Below are 25,170 nucleotides of genomic sequence, written 5' to 3'. Positions count from 1 at the left end.
TCAATCCCCGGCCGAGGCCACAAGAACCCCGTCCGGCGCGCTCGCGGAAAGCTCCTCCGCCCGCGGCACGCCCGGGCGAGTGCGGACGAACAGCTCGCGCGGCGGTCCCTTGCCCAGGAAGCGCGTGGCCATGGAGCGCCCGTACGCGCCGGCGTAGTGGAAGACCAGCGTCTCGCCCGGCTCGGGAAGGGGAAGGGCGATGCCGCGCGCCAGGAAGTCCTGCGAGTAGGTGGAGTTGCCGCACACCCACACCGGTTGCGGGTGCGGGGAGCGCCCCGCGGCCCCGTCCGCGATCTCGCAGGGGTGCACCGCCTGGCCGGGGTACAGCAGGGGACGGGGAAACTGCGCCACCGATCCGTCGGTGCCCACGAAGGCGCGGTCGCCGCGCACCTTGCGGTCCACCACCTTGACGAAGAAGTAGCCGCAGTCGGCCGCCAGCCAGCGCCCCGGCTCCACGTACAGGTGAAGCTCGCGCCCCAAGCGCCGCTCCAGCCGCCGCACCGCCTCGTCGGCGCCGGCAGCCCACCCCTCCAGGTCGAACTCGTCGTCGTCCAGCGCGTCGGGCACGCCGAAGCCGCCGCCCACGTCCAGGTAGCGGAGGTCGGGGAGCGCGGACGCGGCCTCCCCCAGCCGCTCCAGCCCGTCGAGCAGCGTCCGCGGCCGCATGACGCCGGTGCCGAAGTACGAGTGCGCGCCTATGATGCGCACCCCGCCCCGCCGCGCGGCCAGGACGGCCTCCGGCAGCTCGGAGGGAAGGAGGCCGAAGCGGTAGCCGGGGTCGAAGCGCAGCGCGCCCCGGTCCAGCGCGCTCCCCACGTTCATCCGCACCCCGATCTCGGCCCCGGCGGCGCCCGCATCGGCCAGCGCCCGCACCTGGCCCACCGAGTCGAGCACCAGGTTGACGCCCAGCTCCACGCACTCCCGCATCTCGCGCTGCAGCATGTTGCTGGCGGCGTACACCACCTGCCCTGGCTCGAACCCCACCCGCAGCACGCGCCGCAGGTGGGCGGGGGAGTTGACGAAGACCCCCACCCCGGCGTCGCGGACGCACGCCAGCACCGCCGGGTGGTCGTTGGCCATGGTGGCGAAGAACAGCCGCCGCCGCGCGATGGGGAGCGAGGCCAGCCGCAGGGCTCGGCGGCGCAGCCGGTCCAGGTCGTAGACGTACGCCGGGCCGGGCGCGGAAATCCCGGCGCGGCGCACGCGCGGGTCCAGGGCGCTCATCGGGCCACCTCCGCCAGCACGCCGCGGTCCCGGAAGCGGCGCAGCAGCTCCGCCGCCTCGGTGCGCTCCACCCGTCCGTCCGCCTCCAGCGCGTCCAGCAGCTCGCCCGCGGGGCGAGGGCGCTCCGCCAGGTCCAGCAGGCGCAGCCCCGCGGGGCCCACCTGCAGGGTGGCCATGAAGCCGGGCTCCGTCTTGGTGACCACCACCCAGCGCTCCCGCCCCTCCTGCAGCCGCTCCCCCGCGCCGCCGCCCAGCAGCGAGGCCAGGTCGTAGCGGATCCTGCGCGCCACGTAGCCCCCCCGCCGCGCCACCACCGCGCCGTCGCCGTCGCCGCCGTCCACGCCGGCGGGCGCGGGGTCGGGGAGCTCGCGCGCCTCCAGCTTGGCGCGCTCGTACGCCGCCAGCTCCGCCACGCCCGAGTCCGCCAGCCCCAGCCGCACGATCTCGCGGTCCACGAAGTCCAGCAGGTCGTACGCGTCGCCCTGGTGGCGCAGGCGTGAGCCGGGGCGCCGCCGCGCGTTGGCGGCCTCGATCCAGTCCACCCAGCGGCCGTACCAGTCCAGCGCGGACTCGTAGTGCGGCAGAAGGAGGGGCCAGAGCGCCTTGAGCACCACCACGTGGCTGGAGAGCTCCTCGCTGGCGTCCACCCACCGCTCCGGCACCCCGGGCGTGGCGTAGCGGAACTGGCTGGCGAAGAGGTCGCGGTTCTCGTCGCGCATCCGCCCGTGCTCGCGCGCGGGCCCGGCGGCCAGCGGCAGCTCGATGTACTGCGCGCGCCGGTCGATGGAAGCGGCGTGAGTGGCGAACATGGGCGCCTCGTGGAAGGGGCACAGGGTGAAGAGGTGCGCCCGGAAGCCGCCCACCCGCAGGAAGTCGAAGAAGCGCTCCAGGGTGGCGCCCAGCGTGGCCGGCGTCTCGGAGGGCTGCCCCACGATGAAGCCCGTGATGGGGCGGATGCCGGCCCCCGCCGCGGCCGCCACCACGGTGCGCGACCACTCCAGGTCCAGCCCCTTCTGGATCTCCGCCTGCCCCTGGTGCGAGCCGGCCTCGATGCCGAAGTACATCTCCACGCAGCCGGCGCGGGCCATCGCCTCCAGCGTGGGCGGGTCGATGATGTCCGTACGCGTGCTGCACGCCCAGGTGACGTCCAGCGCCTCCGCCCGCAACCGCTCGCAGAACTCCAGCGTCCAGCGCTTGTCGCAGGTGAAGATGTCGTGGGAGAAGTTCACGTGCGTGCGCCCCCACCGCTCGCGCACCAGCCGCATCTCGTGCACGATGCGGTCGATGGACTTCATGCGGAAGCGGCGGCGCCAGAAGGGCGCGGTCGCGCAGAAGCTGCAGCGGAACGGGCAGCCGCGGCCCACGTCCAGGTAGAGTGGCGCGCCGGCGTCCATGTCGTACGCCGCGAAGTCGGGCACGGGGAGCGTGTCCAGCTCGGGGGCCACGGGGCGCTCGCCCCCGTGCACCACCGTCTCGCCGTCGCGCCACACCAGCCCCGCCGTGCCGTCCAGCCGCCGCCCCGCCTTCAGCGCACGGAGGAGCTCCACGAAGGTCTCCTCCCCCTCGCCGCGCGCCACCATGCTCAGGAAGGGGAAGCGCTCCAGCAGCGGCCCGGCGATGGGCGACGAGCCGGGTCCGCCCAGGCACACCGGCGTACGCGGGGAGAGGCGCTTCACCGCGCGCGCCGTGAGCACGGTGTGCGGCAGCGAGTCGGCGTCCGTCATCAGCCCGACGAAGTCGTCGCCCGCCTCCAGCGCGGCCAGCGCCAGGTGCTCGTACAGCCGGTCGTCGTTGGGGATGCGCCCGTCGTTCAGCAGGCCGTTCACCTCCACCACGCGCACGTCGGCGCCGGTGCCGGCGTGGTCGGCCGCCGCCTTCAGCGACAGCAGCCCCACGGGCACGAACGACTGCATGCGCGGCGGGTCGCCCGGCTCGGCGTCGAGCGGGGTGGAGCCGTGGTCCAGGTGCAGGCTGGTGGAGAGGGATACTCGCATGGGCGCCTCAGGCGGGAGTGGGAGCGGAGCCGGCGGCCACCCTGGCCTCGGCGACGGGAACGACCTCCACGCGCGGCTCGGCGCGGATCCGCTCGCGGAACAGCTCCTCGCGCCGGAGCACGCTGAGCTTCTGGAACTCCGACATCCCGCACTGGTGCAGGGTGCCGTTGTGCACGCTGCTGCTCCCCGGGCAGCGGCCCGTGCAGAAGTACTTCTCCTCGTCCAGCGGGCACCCCTTGCACGCGTCGCGAAACGAGTCCCAGGTGATCCCGCGGATCTCCCACTCGTCTTCCCAGAGCCTGGCGAAGGAGCGCATCTGCACGTTGCCGCCGCACAGCACGCGTGCGCCGGAGCAGGTGGTGCAGGGGTACACGTCGCCCGACGAGTCCACGTAGCACACCCCGCGGCCGCTCATGCAGCGCCGGGTGGCGTAGACCATGGTGAGGAGGAAGTTGAACACCTTGCCGGTGCACAGCCCCAGCTTCTGGTCGCGCACCCGCTCCCACTCCTCCTCGGCCAGCCAGAAGCGGGCGGCGGCCTCCACGTCGGCGGTGGTGTTCTGCATCTCGCGGTACAGCGAGCCGCGCCCCATGGGGGAAAAGGGGACGCTGCGCAGGCTGATGTCGTTCTCCACCGCCCACGAGATCACCCGGTCCAGCCCGTGGACGTTGTCGCGGGTGGTGGTGGTCATGATGCTGGTGTTGAAGCCGGCGTCGCGCACCATGCGCAGCCTGCGCGTCACGTAGTCGAAGTCGCTCTCCTTGCCCCGCCCCTGCCCGTGCGCCTCGTCGATGCTCACGCTGATCAGCACGTCGTCCTGCGGAAGGCGCGACAGCAGCTTCTCGCCCAGCGTCATCCCGTTGGTGGCGATCCCCACGCAGAAGCCCAGGGCGTGGGCGTGGTTCACGATCTCCACGAAGTCGCGGTGGATGGTGGGCTCGCCCCCCGTCACCACCACGGTGAAGACCCCCATCTCCGCCCACTCGTCCAGCAGGGAGAGGATGCGCTCTGTGGACATCTCGCCGTTGCGCGCCGCCCCCGCGTTCACGAAGCAGTGCGGGCAGCGCAGGTTGCAGCGGCGGGTGATCTCCACCCAGCCGATCAGCGGCGCGCTGAAGTGGAAGTCGGGGGCGATGCGCAGCCGCGGCAGCAGGTGGGGGGCGCACTCGTCGTACGACGCGCCCGCCGCCAGCAGCGGCTCCGCCTGGGGGCCGAACATCCCCACCCGCCCCTCCGGGAACGCCGCCAGCCAGCCGAACGACTCGCGCCGGTAGCGCACCAGCGGCCTGCAGCGGGCGGGAAGGGTGGGGACCAGCTCCGCCCGGTAGGGCGCCATGTGCTTAAGCATGGATGATCATCTCCGCCGCCGGGTGGGTCTCCAGGGCCGCCGCCACGCGCGCGGCCACGCTCTCCGCGTCCAGCCCGCACCACGCCAGCTGCCACGCCGGGTCGCCCGCGGGCACGTACGCGTCGGGGATCGCCAGCCGCAGGTGGGGGATGCCGCGCGGCCCGGCGTGGCGGGCCACCGCGTCGCCCCACCCGCCCGCCGCCACGTGGTTCTCCACCGTCGCCAGCATCCCGGTGCGCGCCGCCGACTCCAGGATCGGCGCGGCGTCCAGCGGCTTGAGCACCGCCGCGTGCACCACCTCGGCGGCGACGCCCCGCGCCTCCAGCAGCTCGGCGGCGCGCAGCACCTCGCCCAGCAGGGTGCCGCACGACACCAGGGTGCAGCGGGCGTCCGGGCGCGGGCGCGCCACCACCGTGCCGCCGGGGGGGAGGGGCGCGCCCAGCAGGTCGTGCGGAGCGCCGAAGCGGCGCACGCGCAGGTAGCCGGGGCCGCCCAGCCGCACCAGGCGCCCCAGCAGCTCGCGCGTCTGCCGCAGGTCGCCAGGCTCGGCCACCCACATCCCCGGGAGCGCGGATACGGCGGACAGGTCGTCCACCGCCATGTGCGAGGGCCCGTTGCGCCCGTCGAACACCCCGCACGACCCGCCCACCACTCCCACCGCGCACCCCGGCCACGCCACCGAGAGCGCCAGCTGGTCGTGCGCGCGGCGGGTTACGAAGTTGGAAAAGGTGTGCAGCAGGGGGATCCATCCGCGCCGTGCCAGCCCGCCGGCCACTCCCACGGCGTTCTGCTCGGCGATCCCCAGGTTGAAGTACCGCTCCGGAAAGGCCCGGGCGAAGAGGTGCGTGCGCATGGAGGTGGCGAGCCCCGCGTCCAGCACCAGCACGCCGGGGTCGGCGCCCCCCACCTCCAGCAGGATCTGCTCGTACCCGCCCTCCGTCTCACGCATGGGCCCTCCGTGCCGCGGCGGTGTAGGTGGCCAGCACCATCTCTTCGCCGGTCAGCGGCGGCGGGTAGTGGCTCCCGGTGCGCCCCTCCAGGAACTCCACGCCGCGCCCCTTCACGGTGCGCGCGCGCAGCAGCCGCGGGGCGTTGCCGGGAAGCGCCAGCAGCCCCTCCAGGGCGGCGGCCAGGGCGGCGCAGTCGTGCCCGTCCGCCTCCGCCGTGCGCCACCCCATCGCCTCCCACGCCGGGGCCAGGTCGTCCACGGGCAGGATGTCGCGCGTGGGGCCGTCCTGCTGCATCCCGTTGTCGTCCAGCACCACCAGCAGCCCGCCCAGCCCCAGCGCGGCGGCCGAGCGGGCGGCCTCCCACACCTGCCCCTCGTTGGCCTCGCCGTCGCCGATGACCACGAAGGTGCGGTCGGGGGCGCCGCGCAGCCTGCTCCCCAGCGCCAGCCCCACCCCGATGGAGATCCCCTGGCCCAGCGACCCGGTGGACGCGTGCAGCTCCGGCTCGGCCGCCTCGCTGGGGTGGGGCTCCAGCGCGGCGCCGTTGCGGCCGAACTCCGCCAGCCGCTCCGGGGGTATGCGCCCCGCGCGGGCCAGCGCGGCGTACAGCCCCAGCGCGGCGTGGCCCTTGGAGAGCACGAAGCGGTCGCCCGCCCAGGCCGGCTCCCCCTCCGCCCGCCAGCGGAAGAAGCGGCCGAAGAGGACGGCCAGGATCTCCACCACCGAAAGGGCGCTCCCCAGGTGCCCGGCGCCGGCGCGGCGATGCGTCTTGAGCACCAGCAGGCGCAGGGCGTCGGCCTCGTCGCGAAGCACGGCGTGGTCGGCGGCCATCAGAAGATCCTCGCGGGCTGGCTCCACGGCGGCGCCTCGGCGGGCAGACCGGCCGCGAAGCGCGCGAAGTCGTCCAGGTTCTCCCCCACCTTGCGGAAGCCGGCCGCGTAGTGCTCCACCAGGCGGGGGTTGGCGAGCGGGGCCTGCGCCGGGTAGCCCACCACCAGCGAGTGGCGGATGGCGTCAAGGGCGCCGGGGTGGTCCTCGATGCGGTACACGTCGTCGCGGCCGTGGCAGCTCCACGGCGCGCCGCGCCCGTAGCCGACCTTTCCCTGCATGAGGGCGTGGCCGGGGAGGGGGACGTTCTGGAACTCCACCAGGGGGAGCCCCTCGGCCCAGAACACCGCCTTCAGCCCCTCGCGCGCCTGGTCCGCGGTGAGCGAAAGCCCGGCCTCGCGCGGGTCGAAGCGGAAGCGGTACATGTGGTAGACGTGCCGGGCGCCCTCGGGGGCCGCGGGGGGCGAGAAGCCGGGGAGCTCGCCCAGCACCGCGTCCAGCCGGGCCGCGCCCTCGCGCCGGCGGTCGTTGAAGCCGTCCAGGCGAAAGAGCTGCCGGCTGGCGAAGACCAGGGAAAGGAGGTTGATGCGGTAGTTGTAGCCCATCGTCTCGTGCAGCGGGGTGTACGAGCCGTCCGCCTCCACCGCCTCGGCGAAGCACTTGAGGGAGGCGGCGCGGTTGCGCACCTCGCGGGCGGAGGTGCACACGATGCCCCCTTCGCCCGCGGCCGGAAGGTTCTTCCCCGCCATCAGGCTGGCCGCGCCCGCGTCGCCCATGCTCCCCACCGGCCGGCCCCGCCACGCCGCGCCGGCCGCCTGCGAGAAGTCCTCCAGCACCGGGATGCCGTGGCGGCGCCCCAGCTCAAGGAGCTCGTCCATCGGCGCGGGAAGGCCGTGCATGTGCACCACCATCAGGGCACGCGTGCGCGGGGTGATCCGCGCCTCCACGCTGGCGGCGGTCACGTTGTACGTGCGCGGGTCCACGTCCGCGAACACGGGGATCGCGCCCTGGTGTACGACGGCGGCCGCGCACGCGATGTAGCTGAGCGAGGGCACGACCACCTCGTCGCCCGGCTGCACACCCAGGCCGGCCAGCGCGCAGTGCAGCGCCGCCGTGCCGCCGTTGGTGGTGAGGGCGTAGCGGGTCCCCAGCCACATGGCCACCTCGGCCTCGAACTGGCGCACCAGGTCGCGCCCGGACATCTCGGTGAGGGTGCCCGCGCGCGCCGCCTGCATCACCGCCTGCAGGTCGTCCTCGCTCACCCGCGGCCAGCGCGAGAGCATGATTCCGCGCGGGACCACCGGGTCGCCTCCGTCCACGGCCAGGCGGCCGCCGGCGCGGGACACCGGCTCGGGGGCGCGCACGGGCGCCGGGGTGTCGATCAGCGTGCTCACAGCACCTCCAGGGAAGCGAGGACCGCCGGCCGGGCGGCGGCGGGAGAGCCGGGCGCCACGCCCGGCGCCAGCAGGTCGGCCAGCACGCGCCCCTCGGAGTGCGCCGGCGGGTCGATCCCCAGCACGGCGGCCAGCGTGGGCGCCACGTCCACCAGCTGCGCGGCGCGCGGGCGGCGCACTCCGGTCCTGAACGCGGGCCCGGCGGCGAAGAGGCGGGTGTGGATGCGGGGGTCCAGCGGCCAGAAGTGGTCGTGCCCGCTCGTGAACTCCCTGAGCGGCACGGTGGGCTTCAGCAGGGGGCCGCGGCCGTTGGTGGCGCCGTAGCCGGAGCACAGGCAGAACACCAGGTCGCCCGCCTCGGCCCCGTCGGCGCCCAGCAGCTCGAACTCGCGGCGCTCCCCCGCCACCCGCACCACCCGCTCCCCCGTGCGGGGATCGGTGAGCGCCAGCAGGCGCGCGGTCACCTCGCCCGCCAGCCGCTCGCATCCGGCCGGGTCCACGATCCCCGTGGGCTCGCGCCCCAGCCGGTTGAAGTGCAGGTAGTTGCCCGTGGCGTAGACGCGGGTGCGGTCCCAGTCCACCGCGTCGCCCTCGCCGGCCCACGCCAGCCACCCCTCGGCGGCGAGCCACTCGTTGACGTGAAAGGTGGTGTGCTGCACGTCCTGCCCGTGGTCGCCCATCACCACCAGGTTGGCGTCCGGCCCCGCGGCGCGCGCCACCGCCGCCACCAGCCGGTCGGCCATGCGGTACGCCTCCAGCAGCATCTCCTCCAGCGCCGGCGCGGCCGCCGGGTCGAACGCGGGGTGGCGCGGGTCCACCCCTCCGTGCAGAAGGTGGTGCGCCCAGTCCACCAGGTGGATCTGCACCATGAACAGGTCCCACGGCTCGTCGCGCAGCAGCGCCGTGCAGGCGCGCTCCAGCCACTCCGCGTTGAGCCGGAACACCTCCATCTGCGTGGCGGCGTCCAGCCCGGCGTGGAAGACCAGCGAGGGCTCCGTCTGCTCCTCGATGGGCCCCGCCTCGTCCAGGTGGCGCAGCCACACCTCCTCCGGCGCGGCGTGCCCGGTGCGCTCGTGCACGGTGGTGTTGAGCAGGCGCAGGCGGGGCGGCCGGGCGCCGCACGCCAGCGCCTTCACCCGGAACGAGCACTCCACCGGCCCCCGCCGCCCCGGCGCCCGCACGGTGAGGGGGGCGCTCCACTCCCCCTCCGCCAGCTCCGCCAGCACGCGCGCACGGTCCGGCGCGTCCGCCACCAGCACGCGCGCGCCGCCCTCGCCCTCCACCACCGCGGCGTGCAGCGCCAGCGCGCCGTCGCTCCACAGCGATGGAAGGCGCCACGTGCCCCGGAACGCGGGCGGCGCGCCGGGCGCCTCCCCCGCCCAGGGCACGGGATCGGGGTCGATCCGCACCGTCCCCGCCTCGCCGTCCAGCGTGGATACGGCGGAGGAGGCCGCCTCGTGGAAGCAGCGCAGCCCGCCCCACCCGGCGGCGCCGTCCAGCCGGAAGGTGGCGGTGGCGGAGGGGTACGAGAGGGGAAACTTGACGACGTACGAACGCTTTCCCGCCCGGGTGGCCGCCTCCCAGATGGGCTGGGTGCGGCAGCGGTGCGAGTAGCAGCCGCTCACCCGCTCGTCCAGGCGGCGCCCGGGCTGGTGCACCAGGAAGCCCGCGATGCCGGTCACGGAGGGCGGCGCCCCGGTGGCGACGGTGGCCCACGCGACCGGCGTGCTCGCGGGAAGGGTGGAGACCAGCGGTACCCGCACGCCTGCCCGCGCCACGGCCGCGATGGCCGGGAGCTTTCCTTCGGCGACGTAGCGGTCCATCCGCTCGGGGGAGAATCCGTCGATCCCCACGAGCGCGACCCGGCCGCCCGGGCGCTCCTCGTCGGCCGGCCAGGCCACGCCCGCCCCCTTACTTGGGCGTGCCGACCGCCGCGGACGCCGCCGCGACGCGTTCCTCCAGCACCGTCACCTCGTCCATCTCCTGCGGCGTGAGCGCCACGCCGGGGGCCGTGGGCTGCCCCAGCGGCGAGTTGTGCATGTGCACCACCTTCAGCTCGCCCCCCGGGGCGCGGTGGAAGACGATGGTGCCGCGCAGGTTGGTGGAGACGCCGCCCACCAGCACGCGGTTGTGGAAGCTGACCACCGCCCCGTCGTCGCCCAGGATGCGGTACTCCGGCGACAGGATCTGCGACGTGCGCTTGGTCTCGTAGAAGAACTGCCCGAAGCCCTGCTGGTAGACCTCCCGCGAGTCGATGCGGGTGGGCGAGCTCAGCACGAAGAGCGAGGCGTCGGGGGCGAACCAGTCGAAGAACTCCTTCCTCCCCTCTTCGTACGCCTCCAGCATCCGCTGGAGTGTGCCGCGCACCTCTTCCTCGGTGATCGGCCGGCGTTCCTGTGTGCTGTCCATGGAGCTCTCCTTGGGGAAGGGGGTTTCCGGCCGCCGGGAGCGGCCGTGGGCGAGAGTGCCCGCCGCCCCGGTCCGGGGTGGCGGGAGGGGACACAGGGGCAGGCCGAATGCCATCCGCGGCGGGTATCTGAAGGGAGCGGGGCGGGGGAGTCGAAGCCGCTGGACGGCAACGTGTTGCGTCGCTGGCCGCCGCCCTCCGGCTGCCGCGCCGGAGCCGTTCCGGGGGGTGAACGGATGGGCACCGTGGCGGTTCGGCCATGCCCGTTCGTGCACGGCCAAGGCGCACGAAAAGGCACGGAGAAAACGCGCTTTCTCCGTGCCTGGATTGCGGACCGCCGTTCCGCTCGCGTCAGGAGCGCTGCAGCTTCTTGAAGATGGTGCGCAGGTGGATGTGGAGCCGTTCGGCGGCGCGGGTGCGGTTGCCGCCGGCGGCGCGCAGCGCGGACTCGATGATGGTGCGCTCGCAGAACGTCACGGCCTCGGCCAGGGAGAGCCCCCTGCGGGACACGAGCTCCCACAGCCCATCCTCCAGCTCCCGCGGCGGAGGGCCGTCCGGGTCCGCGGCGGCGGGGGTGGCGGGCGCGCGGGCGAGCCCCAGGTCGGCGGCGCCGATCCGCTCGTTCTCCGTGAGCAGCGCCGCCCGCTCTATGCAGTGCTTCAGCTCGCGCACGTTCCCCGGCCAGGAGTAGCTCCGCAGCACCCTGAGCGCCTCGGGAGTGAAGGAGCGCCGGGGACCCACCAGCTCGCGGAGGAAGTGGCGGGCCAGCAGCTCCACGTCGTCCCCCCGCGCGTGCAGCGGCGGCAGGGAGATCAGCATCACCTCCAGCCGGTAGAGCAGGTCCAGGCGGAACTCGCCCAGCCGCGCCGCCTCGGTCAGGTCACGGTTCGTCGCCGCGATCACCCACGCACTCACGCGCTCCACCCGGTCCGACCCCACGCTGCGGTACTCGTTGCTCTCCAGGAAGCGCAGCAGCATCGCCTGCACCCGCGGCGAGAGCGAATCCACCTCGTCCAGAAAGAGCGTGCCCCCGTTGGCGGCGCGGATGAGGCCGCTGCGCGCGTCGCGGGCCCCGGTGAACGCCCCCCGCGTGTGGCCGAACAGCTCGTCCTCCGCCAGCGTGTCCGGCAGCGCGCCGCAGTGCACCACCACGAAGGGAACGCCGGGTGGCTGCCCCCGCTCGTGCAGGGCGCGGGCGACCACTTCCTTCCCCGTGCCGGTGGGCCCCACGATCAGAGTGGTACGGCGGTGGCGGGCGATCGCCTCGATCTGGGCGATCACCGCGCGGATCCCGGGCGAATCGCCGATGATCCCGTAGGCGTCGGGAGTGTCGCGGGCGGGTGCAGTGAGTCCGATCTCCATGGATCGCCGCCGTGTTCGATGCGGGGTGCTTCGATGAATGGACGTCGGCCCGGGACCGCCCACCCTCCAGCGCACAAATGTGCTGGCCAGTGTCTGATCCGGCGCTCCCGGAGCCTCTCGCCCTGAAGCGGCGTACACTCGAACGATGTACGTGCGGCGGCCGAAAACGACCGTATTCCCGCGCGTTCCGGCCGAGCCGGCGCGCCGGCCGATCCACGCGCCATCCAGAAAACAGCCGCTGATAAATGTGGCTCCAAGAGTGTACCAGGAGGGCGCGGCTCCGGCCTTGCCCTCCGGGCGGATCGCCAGTATGCATCAGAAGCTCGAGCGGATCAACACTTTTCTACGGAGCGATCGCGATGGGCGCCCTGGCGCTGGCATTCCACCCGCTGACCCCCGACCGCTGGAGCGACCTGGAGCGGCTCTTCGGGGCTCGCGGCGCCTGCGGCGGATGCTGGTGCATGTGGTGGCGCCTGCGCCGCTCGGAGTTCGACGCGCGCAAGGGGGAGCCGAACCGGCGCGCCTTCCACGAGATCGTCCACTCCGGCGCGGAGCCGGGGATCCTCGCCTACGCGGATGGCGAGCCCGTCGGCTGGTGCGCCGTGCAGCCGCGCGAGGCGTACCCGGTCCTCGGCCGCTCGCGCACGCTCAAGCCGGTCGACGACCAGGCGGTCTGGTCGGTGACCTGCTTCTTCGTCGCGCGGGGATTCAGGAAGCGTGGAGTCACCACCCGGCTCCTCCGCGCGGCGGTGGAGCACGCGCGGGCGCGCGGCGGCCGGATCCTGGAGGGATACCCCATCGAGCCCCGCAAGGACCACGTCCCCGAAGCCTTCGCCTGGACCGGCTTCGCCTCGGCGTTCAAGCGCGCCGGCTTCAAGGAAGTGGCGCGCCGCTCCGACACCCGCCCGATCATGCGGTACATCGTCCGGAATCCCGCCGGCTAGTGCGCCTCGAGCGTGGTCGCGCGCGGCGTGCCATTCGCGGAGATCGGTGAACGACGCTGCAAAGCAGTGCGGATCACGTGCGGAGGGTGGTGGCGGATTATGTTTGAGGGGCAGTGCTGGCGGATTATGTATGTTGTCATGCCCGCAACATTCCTCAATCCGCCACAGGATCTTCCATGACGCGTCGCGCCGCGCGGATCGTCTCCGCATTCGCCTTGTTCGCAGCCGCTGCCTGTACCGAAAGCGCTACCGCTCCGTCCGCTGGCGAAGCCTTGAAGCCGCGCCAAAGCGGCGGCGGAGGATGGACGATCGGCTCGGGCGGCGTGACCTCCGACACCACCTCGAATCAGGATGGAGCGACTGCGAGCACTGAAGAATGCGCCGCGGAGTTCGCCGGTGGGTGGACCATTGGCTCAGGCGTCACTGGCCCGGATCCATGTGAGGCCCCGTAGGCTGGCCCACGACCGGCGGGTGCGCGGGACGTCCGCCGGCCTCCGGGTCGCGCAGTACCTCGCGTCGCACCGGCTTCGAGCGTTCCTCCAGCCGGCGCAGCATCCGCTGCTGAATCGTGGGGATGCGGCTCCGCGGCGGTAGCTCCGCTTGCGGCGGGGGAGGGGTGCGCGTGCTGATGGCATCCAGGATCTCCAGCGCCCCATTCTCCACGTCGGCCTGCTGGCGGGCGCGCGCGATCTCGACGGCACGACCGGCCATGCTCTCCGCCTCGGCCCAATCCGCGAAGAACTGGGCCCCCACCGCCAGGTGCGCGAGCGCGGCCGCGGCGTACTCCTCGTGCAGCCCGATGAGCGAGAGTACGCGCGTACGTGCTTCCTCGTACCCGCCGCGCATCCCCGCGCCCGCGGATGCGCGGCCCAGCGTGCCCCACACCACGACCTGCAGCTCGCGCCGCGCGATGTGGGGAACGACCGCCTCCAGCAGCACGCGGGCCTCCCTGTAGAACCCCAGGCGGACGAGCAGGAAGCTCCAGTCGTGCGCGAGCCACGGCACCGCGCGGTGATGCACGGGATACTCGCGCAGCGCGGCTCTCATGTAGACCTCCGCCTCGGTGTACTGGCCTTCTTCCGCGGCGATGGTCAGGAGCTCGTGCTGGACCTCGGCGGCCTGGCGGTGGCGGCGCGTGGACGACGCGAGCCGGGCGGCGCGGCCGAAGAGCTGCCGTGCCTCGGAATACCGTCCCGTCTCGCGCAGAAGCCCTCCGCGACCGATCAGCGCGCGGATGAGCTCCCTCCTGTTCTTTTTGCGAGCCGCCAGGATGCATGCGCGGTCGTACCAGGTGTCGGCGCGGTGCGTCTCGGCCGCGCGTCGGGCCGTGCGGCCCGCCTGTGAGGCGAGGATGGGATTGTCGGGGTCCAGCACCGCGGCGGCCTCGGCGAACAGCAGGGCGGTACGACCCAGGCCGCGCGCGTCTGCCCAATCGTGGACCTGCTGCGAGGCCGCGACCAGCGCGCCGACTGATGCCAGCCGGGGCGTGGAGCCGAGCAGGGCAAAGGTGCCCAGAGCCTCCTCGAGCTCCGGGTGGTGCGACGCCGTGTAGCCGACCTCCTCACCAAAGGGACGTGCCGCCGGGCGGGTGCGTGCCGTGCGCGGCGCCTCGGCCCATGAGCGCATCTCCCTCAGCGCGCGCCACAGAACGCGCGCCAGCGGATCGTCCACGTCCTCCAGGAAGTCGTACGCAGGCAGCTCGGACGGGGTGGGCGGCATCGTCCGGTAGCGTGGTTTTCGGTGCTCTCCCATGAACCTGTCGCTGCGGGGGCAATCGGCACGGCGGCCGGGTCACTGCCGGTCGCCGAGCTCGTCCGCGAGCCAGGCCGGCAGGTCGGTGCCCGACCCGGCGTATACCTGCGCAAGGGTCTCGGCAATCCGAAGGCGAGCATCGTACCGGAGGGGCGAGTCCAGCTCCGCGACGAGGGTTGCGAGACAGAGTGCCCCTAGAGGAACGCGGACCTCCGGGCGGTCCTCGGCCCACTCGCGGATCAACGCCATGTGCTCCGGGCGAGGCTCCGCCCGCATCTCCAGCAGCTTCCGGATCACCGACCGGCCGACGCCGATGGCACGCGCAACCGCTCTCTGCCCGCCGTGCGTGCGAAGCTCGAGGGACCCGTTCTGGCCACCGGCAGCGATCCCGCCCGTGCTGCGTGCTTCATCCGCGCACGTGTACTCTGGAGCCGGTGCGCCTGCCTCTGGCCGCCGTTCCGCGGGATTTGGGGACCCTGCACGCGCGGTTTCGGCTCTCCGCCTGCTGCGCCGCCCCACCTTTACCTCAACCCGAACGCGCCTCTACTTGCGACCGTGAAAGCGGCTCTATAATCTGGTCTCCCTCCGTTGTTCGAAGCCCATCCCAGCCTACTCCCAGACCATGCGCAGCCTCGTCCAGTCCCCGCGCGCCGCGCCGCTGAAGGCCGCCGACGGCACGCCCACGCTGCCCCCCATTCCGTGCGGGTGCCAGGAAGATCCCATCGATGGACTCAAGCGCCTGTTCGTGGACTACGCGCAGGGGCGCTCCATCGCGGCGGGGCGCGACCCGGCCACGCGGCCCGTATTCCTGCGGCTGCACGGGGTGGCGCACGGCAGCTTCCGGGTGAACGCCGATCTGCCGGAGGAGCTGCGGGTGGGGGTATTCAGGCAGAAGACGGAGTACCCGGTGTGGGTGCGCTTCTCCAGCGACGTGCAGCCGGGGCGGCCCGACCTCAAGGGGACGGTGGGGATCGGGATCAAGCTCTTCGGCGTGGAGGGGGAGAAGGTGATGGCGCCGGACCAGGACGCCACCACGCACGACTTCATCCTCCAGAACCACGACGTCTTCTTCGTGGACACCGCCCGCGACATGTGCGAGTTCACCTGCATGTCGCTCAACGGCAAGGGGGCCGACTACGAGGCGGAGCACCCCGTGACCGCGCGCGTGCTGGAGGAGATGGAAAAGGTGGTGGACACCGTGCTCGACACGCCGTACTGGAGCGTGCTGCCGTCCAGCTTCGGCGCGGGGCGCTTCGTGAAGTACAAGCTGGAGCCGGAGGTGGTGCCCCCCGGCGACGGGAGCCCCGCCGAGTACGACGATCCCTTCTACCTGGCCGCCGACCTCAACCGGCGACTGGCGGCGGGGGAGTCGCGCTTCCGCTTCATGGTGCAGTTCCAGACGGACGACGAGGCGATGCCGCTGGACCGCGCCACCGTGCGCTGGAGCGAGGAGGCGAGCCCGCCCGTGCACGTGGCCACGCTCGTGATCCGGCGGCAGGAGCTGCGGACGCGCGGGCAGTCCGCGTATGGCGAGAACCTGGCCTTCAACAGCTGGCACGCCCTTCCCGAGCACCGCCCGGTGGGGAGCATCGCGGAAGCGCGCCAGGTGGTGTACCGCGCATCGGCCGAGGCGCGCCGCAACGTCAACGGGCTGCCGGTGGGCGAGCCGGTGGAGCCGCGTCCGAGGGAGTGGAAGGAGGACGTGCCCTACCCGGTGGGGAAGGACCGCATCGTCCGCGCGGCCATCCATCCGGCCATCGGCGTGGCGCGCGTGGGGAACAGCGAGAAGGAGTACTTCATCGGGCCTGAGGTGGTGAGCCCGCTGCCGGAGAAGCCCGGCTTCTACCGCGACGCCGCGGGGGCGCTGAAGCGGCAGGCGGCGCGCTTCCGCATCTTCGGCTACGACGCCAGCGGGCAGGTGGTGCGCGAGCTGACGCCGGACACGGCGGAGATCCGCTGGACGGTGCACGTGGCCAACAGCAAGGCCGCATGGTACCAGTGGCAGATGGCGCTCGACATCCCCGAAGCGGCCAAGCACAAGCTGCCGCGGCGCAACGCCGGCGTAAAGGATGACCGCGACGCGCTGGTGATCGACGGCGGGCCGCGCACCATCGAGGGGCGCGGCACCCAGGGCGACGAGTACCGTTTCGACGGCGCCTTCCAGGGCACCCCCGTGTACCTGGGCGAGCTGCGCACCGACGCGGACGGGCGCCTCCTCTTCCTGGGCGGGCTCGGCGTCTCCGCGTCGCCCGAGAACAAGCCGATCTACAACGAAGACGACGAGAACAGCTTCATCAACGCGGACGGGTGGTACGACGACACCTCCGACGGGCCGGTGACGGCGGAGGTGACGATCGGCGGAAGGCCCATCCCCGTGGAGCCGGCGTGGGTGGTGACCGGGCCGCCCAACTACGCGCCGGGGACGCTGGGGGTGCGCACCCTGTACGACCTGCTGCACGACCTGTACGTGCGCGGCCTGGCGATGCCGTTTCCGGACCCGGTCTCCTTTCGCGACGACGTGTACCCCATCCTGCAGCGGCTCAGCGGGCTGCAGTGGGTCAACAAGGGGTTCATGGCGCAGTTCGGGCTCACGGGGCCCAACCCGTTCGAGGATCCCGCGTACATCGCCAAGCTCGCCTACCAGCCTCCGCCGGGCGAGGCGGACGTGTACCAGGAGCTGCGCCGCCAGGTGATGCACTCCTTCCGCGACCCGGAGGGGACGGACAACAACCAGTCCACCTGGCCCTGGCTGTACGGCGACGCCATGGACGTGTACCCGCTGGCCGATTCGCCGCGCCAGAACGCGGCCATCTCCATTACGCAGTACCGCGTGCTGCAGTCGTGGGTGGCGGGGAAGTTCGTGTCGGACTGGAACCCCAAGGCGGCGGTGCCGCGCGACATCCTGACCCTGCCGCTCGCGCAGCAGCCGGCGATGCTGGACCGTGCGGCGCTGGAGCACTGCCTGGCGGACGCCTTCCACCCGGGGTGCGAGGTGACGTGGCCGATGCGGCACCTCTCGCTGTACAGCAGCCCCTTCCGCATCAAGCACCGCGCACCTGGCAAGCGCGGCCGCGACTACGGCGACGAGCTCACGCCGGCCGTGGCGCTGGGGCCGCGGGGGCCGCTCCACGAGCAGGGGCCCGGCGACCTGACGCGCTGGATGGGGCTCCCCTGGCAGGCGGACACGGCGTTCTGCCGCTCGGGGTACGACCGGGAGTACGACCCCTTCATCCCCACCTTCTGGCCCGCGCGCGTCCCCAACCACGTCCTCACCGAGGAGGCGTACCGGGCGGCCATCGACCCCACAGCGGACCCCAGGAAGCGCCTCGCCGCCTTCTCGCGGCGCCAGGCGTGGGTGCAGCCCTTCGCCCAGAAGAGCACCACCGACGCGATGCTGGACATGGTGAAGATCTTTGGCGAGATGGGGCTGCTGGAGGCGCATCCGGGGCTGGAGAACGACCCCGAGCTCCCCGCCGTGATGTGGGTGGCGTCCACCGGCAAGGCGCCCGAGGAGCACACGCTCTTCAAGTCCGCGGTGCCGGCGGCGATGCTGGACGCGTCGGTCGCTGAGTCCGGCACGCCGAGCGAGCTGGAAGAGGCGGGATGGGGCTCGGAGGAGCTCCGCGCGCAGGCCCCGCGCCCGGTGCGCCCGCCGGACGAGGAGTGAGCACGCACGATCCGGTCGTCGTCGCCGGGGGCGGCGCGGCCGGAGCGGCGGCGGCCCTGGCGCTGACGCGCGCGGGCCGCCGCGTGCTGCTGGTGGACGACTCCGCGGGCGAGTTCCGCGTGGGGGAGGCGCTCCCGCCGTGGGCGCGCCCCCTCCTGCGCGACCTGGGGGTGCTGGACCGCTTCCTGGCGGACGGGCACCTCCCCTGCCACGGCAACCTGTCCGCGTGGGGCGGCGGGGAAGTGCACGCCACCGACTTCGTGCGCACCCCGCACGGCCACGGCTGGCACCTGGACCGCGCCCGCTTCGACGCGTTCCTGCGCGATGCCGCCCGCGACGCCGGCGCCGAGCTGCGCACCGGCGTGCGCGTTCGCGGCGTGGAGCGCGCCGGCGCCCGCTGGCGGGTGCGGCTCGGCGGCGAGGAGGTGGAGTGCGGCTGGCTGGTGGACGCCACGGGCCGGCGCTGCTCGCTGGCGCGCCGGCTGGGCGCCTCGCTGGTCCGCGAGGACGCGCTGGTGGCCTTCTACGCCCGCTACCGCGCGGAGGCGCCGGACCGCGACACCCGCACGCTGGTGGAGTCGGGCCCGGACGGCTGGTGGTACACGGCCCTCCTGCCGGGCGGCGAGCGCATCGTCGCCTTCATGACCGACGCGGACCTCGCCCCCCGCGCCGAGCTCCTGGCCCACGACGGCTTCGCCGCGCGCCTGGCGGAGAGCACGCACGTCCGCGAGATGCTGCGCTCGCACGGCTACGCGCCCACCGGCCGTGTGCGCGGCGCCGACGCCGCGAGCGCGCGGCTGGACCGCTTCACGGGCCCCGGCTGGGCCGCCATCGGCGATGCCGCGCTCGCGCTGGACCCGCTCTCCTCGCAGGGAATCCTGAACGCCCTCTACACCGGCAAGCGCGCGGGCGAGGCGATCCACCGCGCCCTCACCGGCGACGGCGGCGCGCTGGCCGATTACGAAGCCCGCGTGGCCGAGGTCCACCGCGCCTACCATCACCACCGCGCCGCCTACTACGGCGACGAGCGGCGCTGGGAAGACCGCCCGTTCTGGCGGCGCAGAGCCCCCGCCGCCGCCCTCGCCTGACGGTCCAGATACGGCAAGAGGCACGGAGAACGACCGTTCTCCGTGCCTCTTTCGCCCTCAAACCGCGTCACATGTAACGGAAAACCGTTACCTATAACGCTCTACCCGCGCCGCAGCACCACTCGCAGGATGCGATCGAACTCGCACTCCTGGCGTCGGCAGCGCGCGTACGCCAGCCCCGTCCCGACCGCCACGACCACGGCGAGCGCGAGGAGGCAGAGGACGATCTGATCCGGCGGCAGGGTCCTGAGAACGGGCCCATGTGTGATGAACGGCATCAGACCTCCACGCGGGGAAAGCGTGCGCGGCGTTGGCGCGGAAAGAGGGGCCCTCCCGCACGACGCCCAGAAAAAAATGTTGTGGTCCTCTTAGTAATCACCCCTCGTGCCCCATTGCGCAAGTCCCATCTGTTTCCCAACTGAGCATTACTCATACTGCCCCCTCCTGCCGTTCTTCCTCTGTGTCTCCGTGTCTCTGTGTGATCCAATCAGTTGCAGTTCCTCTGCGGCCTCCGCGCCTCCGCGTGAGGCCAGCAGTTTGGAACCCCTCCAGACCCCTGGTGTTGAAGCACCGTCTGGCGCCGCGCCCGGCGCCGGAGTATGCTCCACACGCACCTCCTTCGCACCACCCATCCAGCAGAAAGGCAGCTCGATGAAACGCCTCGCGCTCCTGCTGAGCCTCGCCGCGGCCCCCGCCCTGGCGCAGGAAGTCAGCATCCCCCACACCACCTTTACGCTCCCCAACGGGCTGCGGGTGATCGTGGCGGAAGACCACTCCACCCCGGTGGCGGCCGTAAACGTGTGGTACCACGTGGGATCCGGCTACGAGAAGCCGGGCCGCACCGGCTTCGCCCACCTCTTTGAGCACGTGATGTTCGAGGGGAGCCGCAACGTCAAGGAAGGGGACTTCGACAACTTCCTGGAAGCGGCGGGCGGGCAGAACAACGGCAGCACCAACACGGACCGCACCAACTACTACGAGATCGTCCCCTCCAACGCCGTGGAGCTGGCGCTCTGGCTGGAGGCGGACCGCATGGGCGGGCTGCTGGACGCGTTCAACGCGCAGAAGCTGACCGGCCAGCGCGACGTGGTGAAGAACGAGCGCCGCCAGTCGTACGAGAACCAGCCGTACGGCCTGCTGTGGGAGACGGCGGCGTCCGCGCTCTACCCGGCGGGGCACCCGTACTCGTGGTCCACCATCGGCTCCATGGCCGACCTGGACTCCGCCTCGGTGGAGGACGTTTCGCAGTTCTTTCGGACGTACTACGCGCCCAACAACGCCACGCTCACCATCGCGGGCGACGTGAGCACGGCGCAGATCCGCCCCATGGTGGAGCGGCTCTTCGGCGGGATCGCGCGCGGGCCGGCCGTGGAGCGCCCGCGCATCCCGGTGCCGCAGATCGCGCAGACGCGCTACATCACCAAAGAAGACCGCGTCACGCTTCCGCAGGTGAGCGTCATCTGGCGCGGCGTGCCCCGCGGCCACGCGGACGAGGCGGCGCTGGACGTGGCCGCCGCGCTGCTGACGGACGGCAAGAGCGCGCGGCTGTACAAGCGCCTGGTGTACGACCAGCAGGTGGCGTCGCAGACCAGCTCCTTCAACAACGCCAACCTCCTCTCCGGCGACTTCTGGGTCACCGTGCGCGGCAAGCAGGGGACGCAGCTGGACTCGATGGAGGCGGCGGTCACGGAGGAGGTCAACCGCCTGGCGCAGGCCCCGCCCGCGGCCGACGAGGTGCAGCGCGTGGTGAACCAGATCGTCACCGGCTTCGTGTCGTCGCTGGAGACGGTGGCGGGGAAGGCGGACCAGCTCAACAGCTACCAGTACTACTTCGGCGATCCGGGCTACGTGGGCCGCGACCTCGCCCGCTACCGCGCCGTCACCCCGGCCGACGTGCAGCGCGTGACGCGGCAGTACCTCACGGGGAAGAACCGGATCGTGATCAGCTTCGTCCCCACCGGGAAGACGGAGCTTGCCGCCAAGGAGACCGACTGATGAGACGCACCGCAGCCCTCGTAGCGGCTCTCGTCGCCGCCCTTCCCGCCGCGGCGCAGACGCCGTTCCCCACCACGCCGCCGCGTCCCGGCCCCGTGGCCGCGCTCGCGCCCCCCACGCCGGTGGTGCGCAAGCTGGCCAACGGGCTCACCGTGATGTACGTGCGGCGCACCGAGGTGCCGGCCGTCAACGCCACCCTGGTGGTGCGCGGCGCAGGCAACACGGACGACCCGGCGGACCTTCCCGGCCTCGCCTCCTTCACCGCGGCTATGCTGGACGAAGGCGCCGCCGGCCGCAACGCCCTGCAGCTCGCCGACGCGCTGGAGACGCTGGGCGCCAGCCTGAACGCGTCGTCCGGGTGGGACGCGACGCAGGTGAACCTGTACGCCCTGCGCGACAACTTTCCGCAGGCGCTGCGGCTGATGGGCGACATCGTGGCCCGCCCCGACTTCCCGGAGCGCGAGGTGGGCCGCCTGCGCGAGGAGCGTCTGGTGGCGCTCTCGCGCAACCGCGACGAGGCGGGCGCCATCGCCAACAACGCGTTCCCGGCGCTGGTGTACGGCGCGCAGCACCCGTACGGCCGCTTCGCCACCACCGAGGCCACCCGCCGGCTGGACCGCGCGCGGGTGCAGGGCTTCCACGGCGGCCGCTACCGCCCCGAGAACTCCACGCTGATCCTGGTGGGCGACGTGAACCCCGACGCGCTGCAGCCGGTGGTGCAGAGCGCGCTGGGCGCCTGGCGCGCATCGGGCGCGGCGTCGGCCCCGGCGGCGGCGCTGCCGACTCCGACCATCGCCCGCTCGGTGGTGTACCTGGTGGACAAGCCGGGCGCCGCGCAGTCCGAGATCCGCATCGGCCACCCGGGCGTGTCGCGCAACAGCCCGGACTACTACGCGCTGCAGGTGCTGAACACCATCGTGGGCGGCGCCTTCACCAGCCGCCTCAACCAGAACCTGCGCGAGACGCACGGCTGGTCGTACGGCGCTCGGTCCGGCTACCAGATGCGCCAGGCGGCGGGCCCCTTCACCGCGCAGGCGGCGGTGGTGACGGCCAAGACGGACAGCGCGGTGGTGGAGTTCATGCGCGAGCTGGGCCGCATCCGCACCGAGGCGGTGAGCGCCGAGGAGCTGGACAAGGCGAAGCGCTACCTGGCGCTCGGCTTCCCGCAGACGGTGGAGACGAACCCGCAGGTGGCCGGGCAGCTCGCCAACCTGGTGACGTACGGCATCGAGCCGTCGTTCCTGAGCACCTACGTGCAGCGCATGATGGCCGTCACGGCCGATGACGTGCGCCGCGTGGCCAACCAGTACGTGCGGCCGGGCAACGCCGTGATCGTCGTCGTCGGCGACCGGTCGGTGGTGGAGGCCGGCCTCCGCGCCGTCAACGTCGCGCCCATCGAGATCCGCGACGTGACGGAGTTCACGAAGTAAGCTCGCTCTTTCCGGTGGAGTGACATGGAGGGGCCCGGCAAGCCCGGGCCCCTCTCTACTTGCATCGTAATGTCCTCACGCGGAGGCGCGGAGACGCGGAAGAGAACAACGGAGAAAAGAGAGGCACACGAGCGCCCCTTTTCTGTTTTCCTCTCTGCGTCTCCGCGTCTCCGCGTGAGGCCGCTGTTCGGGGCCCGGCTCCTGCATCCCAGCGACGCTCCACGCACGAGACCCTCACGGAGCATCGATGAGCACAGACGCACCCGCCTGGCCCCCGCGAAGCGCGGCGGAGTTCCCGCGCCTCGCCAGCCTTCCCGCGTACGTCTTCGCGCAGATCAACGCGGAGAAGATGGAGCGCATCGCCGCCGGCGAGGACGTGATCGACCTGGGGATGGGGAACCCCGACATCGGCACGCCGCGGCACATCGTGGACGAGATGGTGGCGCACGCCGCCGACCACAAGCACCACCGATACAGCGCCTCGCGCGGCATCTACGGACTGCGCGACGCCATGGCCGAACACTACGCCCGCCGCTACGACGTGGAGTTGGACTCGGAGAGCGAGGTGGTGGTCACCATCGGCGCCAAGGAGGGGATCGCGCACCTGATGCTCGCCATCCTGGAGGCGGGCGACACGGTGATCGTCCCCTCGCCGGCGTACCCCATCCACAGCTACTCCGTCGTCTTCGCGGGCGGCCGCGTGCACAGCATCCCGCTGGTGGGCGACGACGAGGGGAAGGTGGAGGGCGGCGCGCTCCTGGCCGCCGTGGAGCAGGCGTGCGCATCCACCTGGCCCCGGCCCAAGGCGCTCCTCCTCTCGTTTCCCAACAACCCCACCACGCTCTCCGCGGACCCCGCGTTCTTCGAGCGCGCGGTGGAGGTGTGCCGGCGCGAGCGGCTCCTGCTGATCCACGACTTCGCCTACGCCGACTTCTCCTTCACCGGCAGCCCGCCGAGCATCCTGCAGGTGCCGGGCGCAAAGGAGATCGCGGTGGAGTTCTTTTCGATGTCGAAGTCGTACGGCATGGCGGGGTGGCGCGTCGGCTTCTGCGTGGGGAACCGTGCGATGGTGGGCGCGCTCACCAAGATCAAGAGCTACCTGGACTACGGGATCTTTCAGCCGATCCAGATCGCCGCGGCGCACGCGCTCCGCTCGCAGCAGGAGTGTGTGTCCGAGCTCCGCGACACCTACCGCCGCCGCGCGGAGGCGCTGACCGGGGCGCTGAACGCCGGCGGCTGGCCCGTGCCGCCCCCGCAGGCCACCATGTTCGTGTGGGCGCCGATCCCCGGCCCGTTCGTGGCGATGGGCTCCATCGAGTTCGCGCGCTTCCTCCTGCGCGAGGCAGGCGTCGTCGTCTCCCCCGGCCTCGGCTTCGGCGCGGAGGGCGAGGGCCACGTCCGCTTCGCCCTGATCGCCGACGAGGACCGCCTGCGCGAAGCCGGCGAGCGCGTTGGCCGCGCGCTCCAGAAGGGACCATAATCCCCATAATCTCACGCGGAGACGCAGAGACGCGGAAGAGAACTCCGCGCCTCACCTCTGCGTCCTCCGCGCCTCCGCGTGAGCCCTGCAGTTGCTGTCGTCCTCCTCTGAGCCAGGAGCCGGAGCGCGTTCGTACCGCGGGAAGCCCCGGAAGTGAGCCCCCTCCGCGCGCTATGACCGCTGCGGAGCGGAAACCGGCAAACGTGTACGGCGGCAACGTTTGCGTGCATCCGGCAAATCCGTACTTTTGCCGCCTGCACAGTTGCGCAAACGTGGTGCAGCCACTACACTAGAGCGCCGACCCCCGGGCGCGCCCAGTCCCACCAAGCGCCGGGCTCCAGCACAGTATTCTCCAAAACTCTCGTTTCCCCGGAACCACGCGCCCCGGCTGCCCCTTCGCGGCCGTCGTGGTCCCCTCCGTGGAATTATCCCGTTCCCGTCGCGCGACCCCCACCGGAGTACCCCCATGAAGCTGAACCTCTTCCGCATCCGTCCGGCATTCGCCCTGGCCGCGCTCGCCCTGGTGGCCGCTTGCCAGGACGTGGTGCAGCCCAAGCAGGCAAATCCCGGCGATCCGTTCGCGGGGCTCAAGGCGGGGCTGCACCCGGTGCTGGTGGTGACCGAGGCCGGCCCCGTCACCACGTACGCGGAGGTCCGCCTCCGCCGCGTGCAGACCAGCGCCTCCATCGCCAGCTTCCAGGCCCAGCTCGCCTACGACACGGCGCAGCTCTCCGTGCTCGGGGCCGACTTCCCCGCCGGGGTGGACGGCGCCTGGCACGAGGTTTCGCCCGGGCAGGTGCGCTTCGCCGGCGCCGCCGCGGGCGGGCTGGACGACGTGACGATGGCCACGCTCCGCTTCGCGTCCAGGAAGCCGGCGGGGCAGCGCACCTTCAGCCTGGACTTCCAGGAGCTGGTGGGCGCCAACGACTTCAGCGACCTCGCTCCCATGGTCGCGGCCGGTGCGCCGCTGATCGTTTCCGCCTACCCCGCCCGGTAAATCCCTCCGCCGGTTTCTTTCGACAGGATATAGAACGATGATGCGTCGCTTTTCACTCAAGGCGGCCGTGCTGGCCGGGGTGCTGCTGCTGGGCGCCCTGATCCCCGCACTGGCCCAGCAGCGTGACCCCGGCCTGGTGGGTGACGTCAATGGCGACGGCCGAATCACATCGGCCGACGCCCTTGCCGTTTATGCCTACCTGGCGGGGCGGCCGATCCCGGCCAGCTTCGACGTTCCGGGCCGCGGCGACGCGGACGGCGACGGGCAGATCACCCGCGCGGACGCGGAGCTGATCATGCGCGTGGCGGTG

General features: G+C 72.6%; 20 protein-coding genes. 8 read left to right on the top strand and 12 right to left on the bottom strand.

Going from position 1 to position 25,170, the window contains the following annotated elements:
- The 9 genes from VF647_06125 to VF647_06085 form a co-directional block, all read right to left on the bottom strand.
- Positions 1–1,224 (bottom strand): alanine racemase, encoded by a 1,224-nt coding sequence (locus tag VF647_06125; GenBank protein ID HEX8451652.1) that lies wholly within the window; start codon positions 1,222–1,224, stop codon positions 1–3.
- A complete protein-coding gene (locus VF647_06120) occupies positions 1,221–3,218 on the bottom strand; it encodes a radical SAM protein (protein HEX8451651.1) in 1,998 nt (665 codons plus the stop codon). Before VF647_06120 ends, VF647_06125 begins: the two co-directional genes overlap by 4 nt.
- Positions 3,219–3,225: 7 nt before the next feature.
- Positions 3,226–4,566 carry a radical SAM protein gene (locus VF647_06115; GenBank protein ID HEX8451650.1) on the bottom strand — a complete coding sequence of 447 codons (1,341 nt, stop codon included), beginning with the start codon at positions 4,564–4,566 and terminating at the stop codon, positions 3,226–3,228.
- Positions 4,559–5,515, bottom strand: a complete 957-nt coding sequence (locus VF647_06110) for a transketolase C-terminal domain-containing protein (GenBank protein ID HEX8451649.1) — start codon at positions 5,513–5,515, stop codon at positions 4,559–4,561. Before VF647_06110 ends, VF647_06115 begins: the two co-directional genes overlap by 8 nt.
- A complete protein-coding gene (locus VF647_06105; protein ID HEX8451648.1) occupies positions 5,508–6,347 on the bottom strand; it encodes a 1-deoxy-D-xylulose-5-phosphate synthase N-terminal domain-containing protein in 840 nt (279 codons plus the stop codon). The genes VF647_06110 and VF647_06105 overlap by 8 nt, the downstream gene beginning before the upstream one ends.
- Positions 6,347–7,738: a DegT/DnrJ/EryC1/StrS family aminotransferase gene (locus VF647_06100; protein ID HEX8451647.1), complete on the bottom strand. Its 1,392-nt coding sequence runs from the start codon at positions 7,736–7,738 to the stop codon at positions 6,347–6,349. Before VF647_06100 ends, VF647_06105 begins: the two co-directional genes overlap by 1 nt.
- Positions 7,735–9,639, bottom strand: a complete 1,905-nt coding sequence (locus VF647_06095; GenBank protein ID HEX8451646.1) for an alkaline phosphatase family protein — start codon at positions 9,637–9,639, stop codon at positions 7,735–7,737. Before VF647_06095 ends, VF647_06100 begins: the two co-directional genes overlap by 4 nt.
- A 10-nt stretch (positions 9,640–9,649) precedes the next feature.
- Entirely contained in the window at positions 9,650–10,147 is a 498-nt protein-coding gene (locus VF647_06090; protein HEX8451645.1) for a nuclear transport factor 2 family protein, read from the bottom strand.
- A gap of 349 nt (positions 10,148–10,496) precedes the next feature.
- Positions 10,497–11,507 (bottom strand): sigma-54 dependent transcriptional regulator, encoded by a 1,011-nt coding sequence (locus VF647_06085; protein HEX8451644.1) that lies wholly within the window; start codon positions 11,505–11,507, stop codon positions 10,497–10,499.
- A gap of 359 nt (positions 11,508–11,866) precedes the next feature.
- On the opposite strand from VF647_06085, the gene VF647_06080 reads away from it, so the two are divergent.
- Positions 11,867–12,451 (top strand): GNAT family N-acetyltransferase, encoded by a 585-nt coding sequence (locus tag VF647_06080; protein HEX8451643.1) that lies wholly within the window; start codon positions 11,867–11,869, stop codon positions 12,449–12,451.
- A 420-nt stretch (positions 12,452–12,871) separates the two neighbouring features.
- Here VF647_06080 and VF647_06075 read toward each other — a convergent pair whose 3' ends face one another.
- On the bottom strand, positions 12,872–14,170 hold the full coding sequence (locus VF647_06075; GenBank protein HEX8451642.1) for a tetratricopeptide repeat protein: 1,299 nt from the start codon (positions 14,168–14,170) through the stop codon (positions 12,872–12,874).
- 72 nt (positions 14,171–14,242) lie between these two features.
- On the bottom strand, positions 14,243–14,500 hold the full coding sequence (locus VF647_06070) for a hypothetical protein (GenBank protein ID HEX8451641.1): 258 nt from the start codon (positions 14,498–14,500) through the stop codon (positions 14,243–14,245).
- 325 nt (positions 14,501–14,825) lie between these two features.
- Here VF647_06070 and VF647_06065 point away from each other — a divergent pair, with 325 nt between their 5' ends.
- Entirely contained in the window at positions 14,826–17,870 is a 3,045-nt protein-coding gene (locus tag VF647_06065) for a LodA/GoxA family CTQ-dependent oxidase (protein ID HEX8451640.1), read from the top strand.
- Positions 17,867–18,958, top strand: coding sequence for an NAD(P)/FAD-dependent oxidoreductase (locus VF647_06060; protein HEX8451639.1), 1,092 nt, complete (start codon positions 17,867–17,869; stop codon positions 18,956–18,958). Before VF647_06065 ends, VF647_06060 begins: the two co-directional genes overlap by 4 nt.
- A gap of 101 nt (positions 18,959–19,059) precedes the next feature.
- Here VF647_06060 and VF647_06055 read toward each other — a convergent pair whose 3' ends face one another.
- Entirely contained in the window at positions 19,060–19,236 is a 177-nt protein-coding gene (locus tag VF647_06055) for a hypothetical protein (GenBank protein ID HEX8451638.1), read from the bottom strand.
- Between the two features lie 373 nt (positions 19,237–19,609).
- Here VF647_06055 and VF647_06050 point away from each other — a divergent pair, with 373 nt between their 5' ends.
- The 5 genes from VF647_06050 to VF647_06030 form a co-directional block, all read left to right on the top strand.
- The gene (locus VF647_06050; GenBank protein HEX8451637.1) at positions 19,610–20,953 is read left to right on the top strand and encodes a pitrilysin family protein; all 1,344 of its coding nucleotides are present in this window, start codon (positions 19,610–19,612) and stop codon (positions 20,951–20,953) included.
- Positions 20,953–22,383, top strand: coding sequence for a pitrilysin family protein (locus tag VF647_06045; protein HEX8451636.1), 1,431 nt, complete (start codon positions 20,953–20,955; stop codon positions 22,381–22,383). Before VF647_06050 ends, VF647_06045 begins: the two co-directional genes overlap by 1 nt.
- Positions 22,384–22,630: 247 nt before the next feature.
- Positions 22,631–23,863 carry an aminotransferase class I/II-fold pyridoxal phosphate-dependent enzyme gene (locus VF647_06040; protein HEX8451635.1) on the top strand — a complete coding sequence of 411 codons (1,233 nt, stop codon included), beginning with the start codon at positions 22,631–22,633 and terminating at the stop codon, positions 23,861–23,863.
- A 466-nt stretch (positions 23,864–24,329) separates the two neighbouring features.
- Positions 24,330–24,860 carry a hypothetical protein gene (locus VF647_06035; GenBank protein HEX8451634.1) on the top strand — a complete coding sequence of 177 codons (531 nt, stop codon included), beginning with the start codon at positions 24,330–24,332 and terminating at the stop codon, positions 24,858–24,860.
- A gap of 37 nt (positions 24,861–24,897) precedes the next feature.
- On the top strand, positions 24,898–25,170 hold a 273-nt coding region (locus tag VF647_06030; GenBank protein HEX8451633.1), incomplete at its 3' end, for a dockerin type I repeat-containing protein.

The sequence above is a fragment of the Longimicrobium sp. genome, from assembly GCA_036387335.1.
Taxonomy (GTDB): Bacteria; Gemmatimonadota; Gemmatimonadetes; order Longimicrobiales; family Longimicrobiaceae; genus Longimicrobium.
The sequence above is the reverse complement of the archived record's forward strand: the minus strand, read 5'-3'. Positions and strand labels throughout refer to the sequence as shown.

What these genes read in the sequence shown, in the direction of transcription:
- VF647_06125 (HEX8451652.1), bottom strand. Translation starts at nt 1,224, where the DNA reads ATGAGCGCCCTGGACCCGCGCGTGCGCCGCGCCGGGATTTCCGCGCCC.
- VF647_06120 (HEX8451651.1), bottom strand. Translation starts at nt 3,218, where the DNA reads ATGCGAGTATCCCTCTCCACCAGCCTGCACCTGGACCACGGCTCCACC.
- VF647_06115 (HEX8451650.1), bottom strand. Translation starts at nt 4,566, where the DNA reads ATGCTTAAGCACATGGCGCCCTACCGGGCGGAGCTGGTCCCCACCCTT.
- VF647_06110 (HEX8451649.1), bottom strand. Translation starts at nt 5,515, where the DNA reads ATGCGTGAGACGGAGGGCGGGTACGAGCAGATCCTGCTGGAGGTGGGG.
- VF647_06105 (HEX8451648.1), bottom strand. Translation starts at nt 6,347, where the DNA reads ATGGCCGCCGACCACGCCGTGCTTCGCGACGAGGCCGACGCCCTGCGC.
- VF647_06090 (HEX8451645.1), bottom strand. Translation starts at nt 10,147, where the DNA reads ATGGACAGCACACAGGAACGCCGGCCGATCACCGAGGAAGAGGTGCGC.
- VF647_06085 (HEX8451644.1), bottom strand. Translation starts at nt 11,507, where the DNA reads ATGGAGATCGGACTCACTGCACCCGCCCGCGACACTCCCGACGCCTAC.
- VF647_06080 (HEX8451643.1), top strand. Translation starts at nt 11,867, where the DNA reads ATGGGCGCCCTGGCGCTGGCATTCCACCCGCTGACCCCCGACCGCTGG.
- VF647_06075 (HEX8451642.1), bottom strand. Translation starts at nt 14,170, where the DNA reads ATGCCGCCCACCCCGTCCGAGCTGCCTGCGTACGACTTCCTGGAGGAC.
- VF647_06065 (HEX8451640.1), top strand. Translation starts at nt 14,826, where the DNA reads ATGCGCAGCCTCGTCCAGTCCCCGCGCGCCGCGCCGCTGAAGGCCGCC.
- VF647_06055 (HEX8451638.1), bottom strand. Translation starts at nt 19,236, where the DNA reads ATGCCGTTCATCACACATGGGCCCGTTCTCAGGACCCTGCCGCCGGAT.
- VF647_06050 (HEX8451637.1), top strand. Translation starts at nt 19,610, where the DNA reads ATGAAACGCCTCGCGCTCCTGCTGAGCCTCGCCGCGGCCCCCGCCCTG.
- VF647_06045 (HEX8451636.1), top strand. Translation starts at nt 20,953, where the DNA reads ATGAGACGCACCGCAGCCCTCGTAGCGGCTCTCGTCGCCGCCCTTCCC.
- VF647_06040 (HEX8451635.1), top strand. Translation starts at nt 22,631, where the DNA reads ATGAGCACAGACGCACCCGCCTGGCCCCCGCGAAGCGCGGCGGAGTTC.
- VF647_06035 (HEX8451634.1), top strand. Translation starts at nt 24,330, where the DNA reads ATGAAGCTGAACCTCTTCCGCATCCGTCCGGCATTCGCCCTGGCCGCG.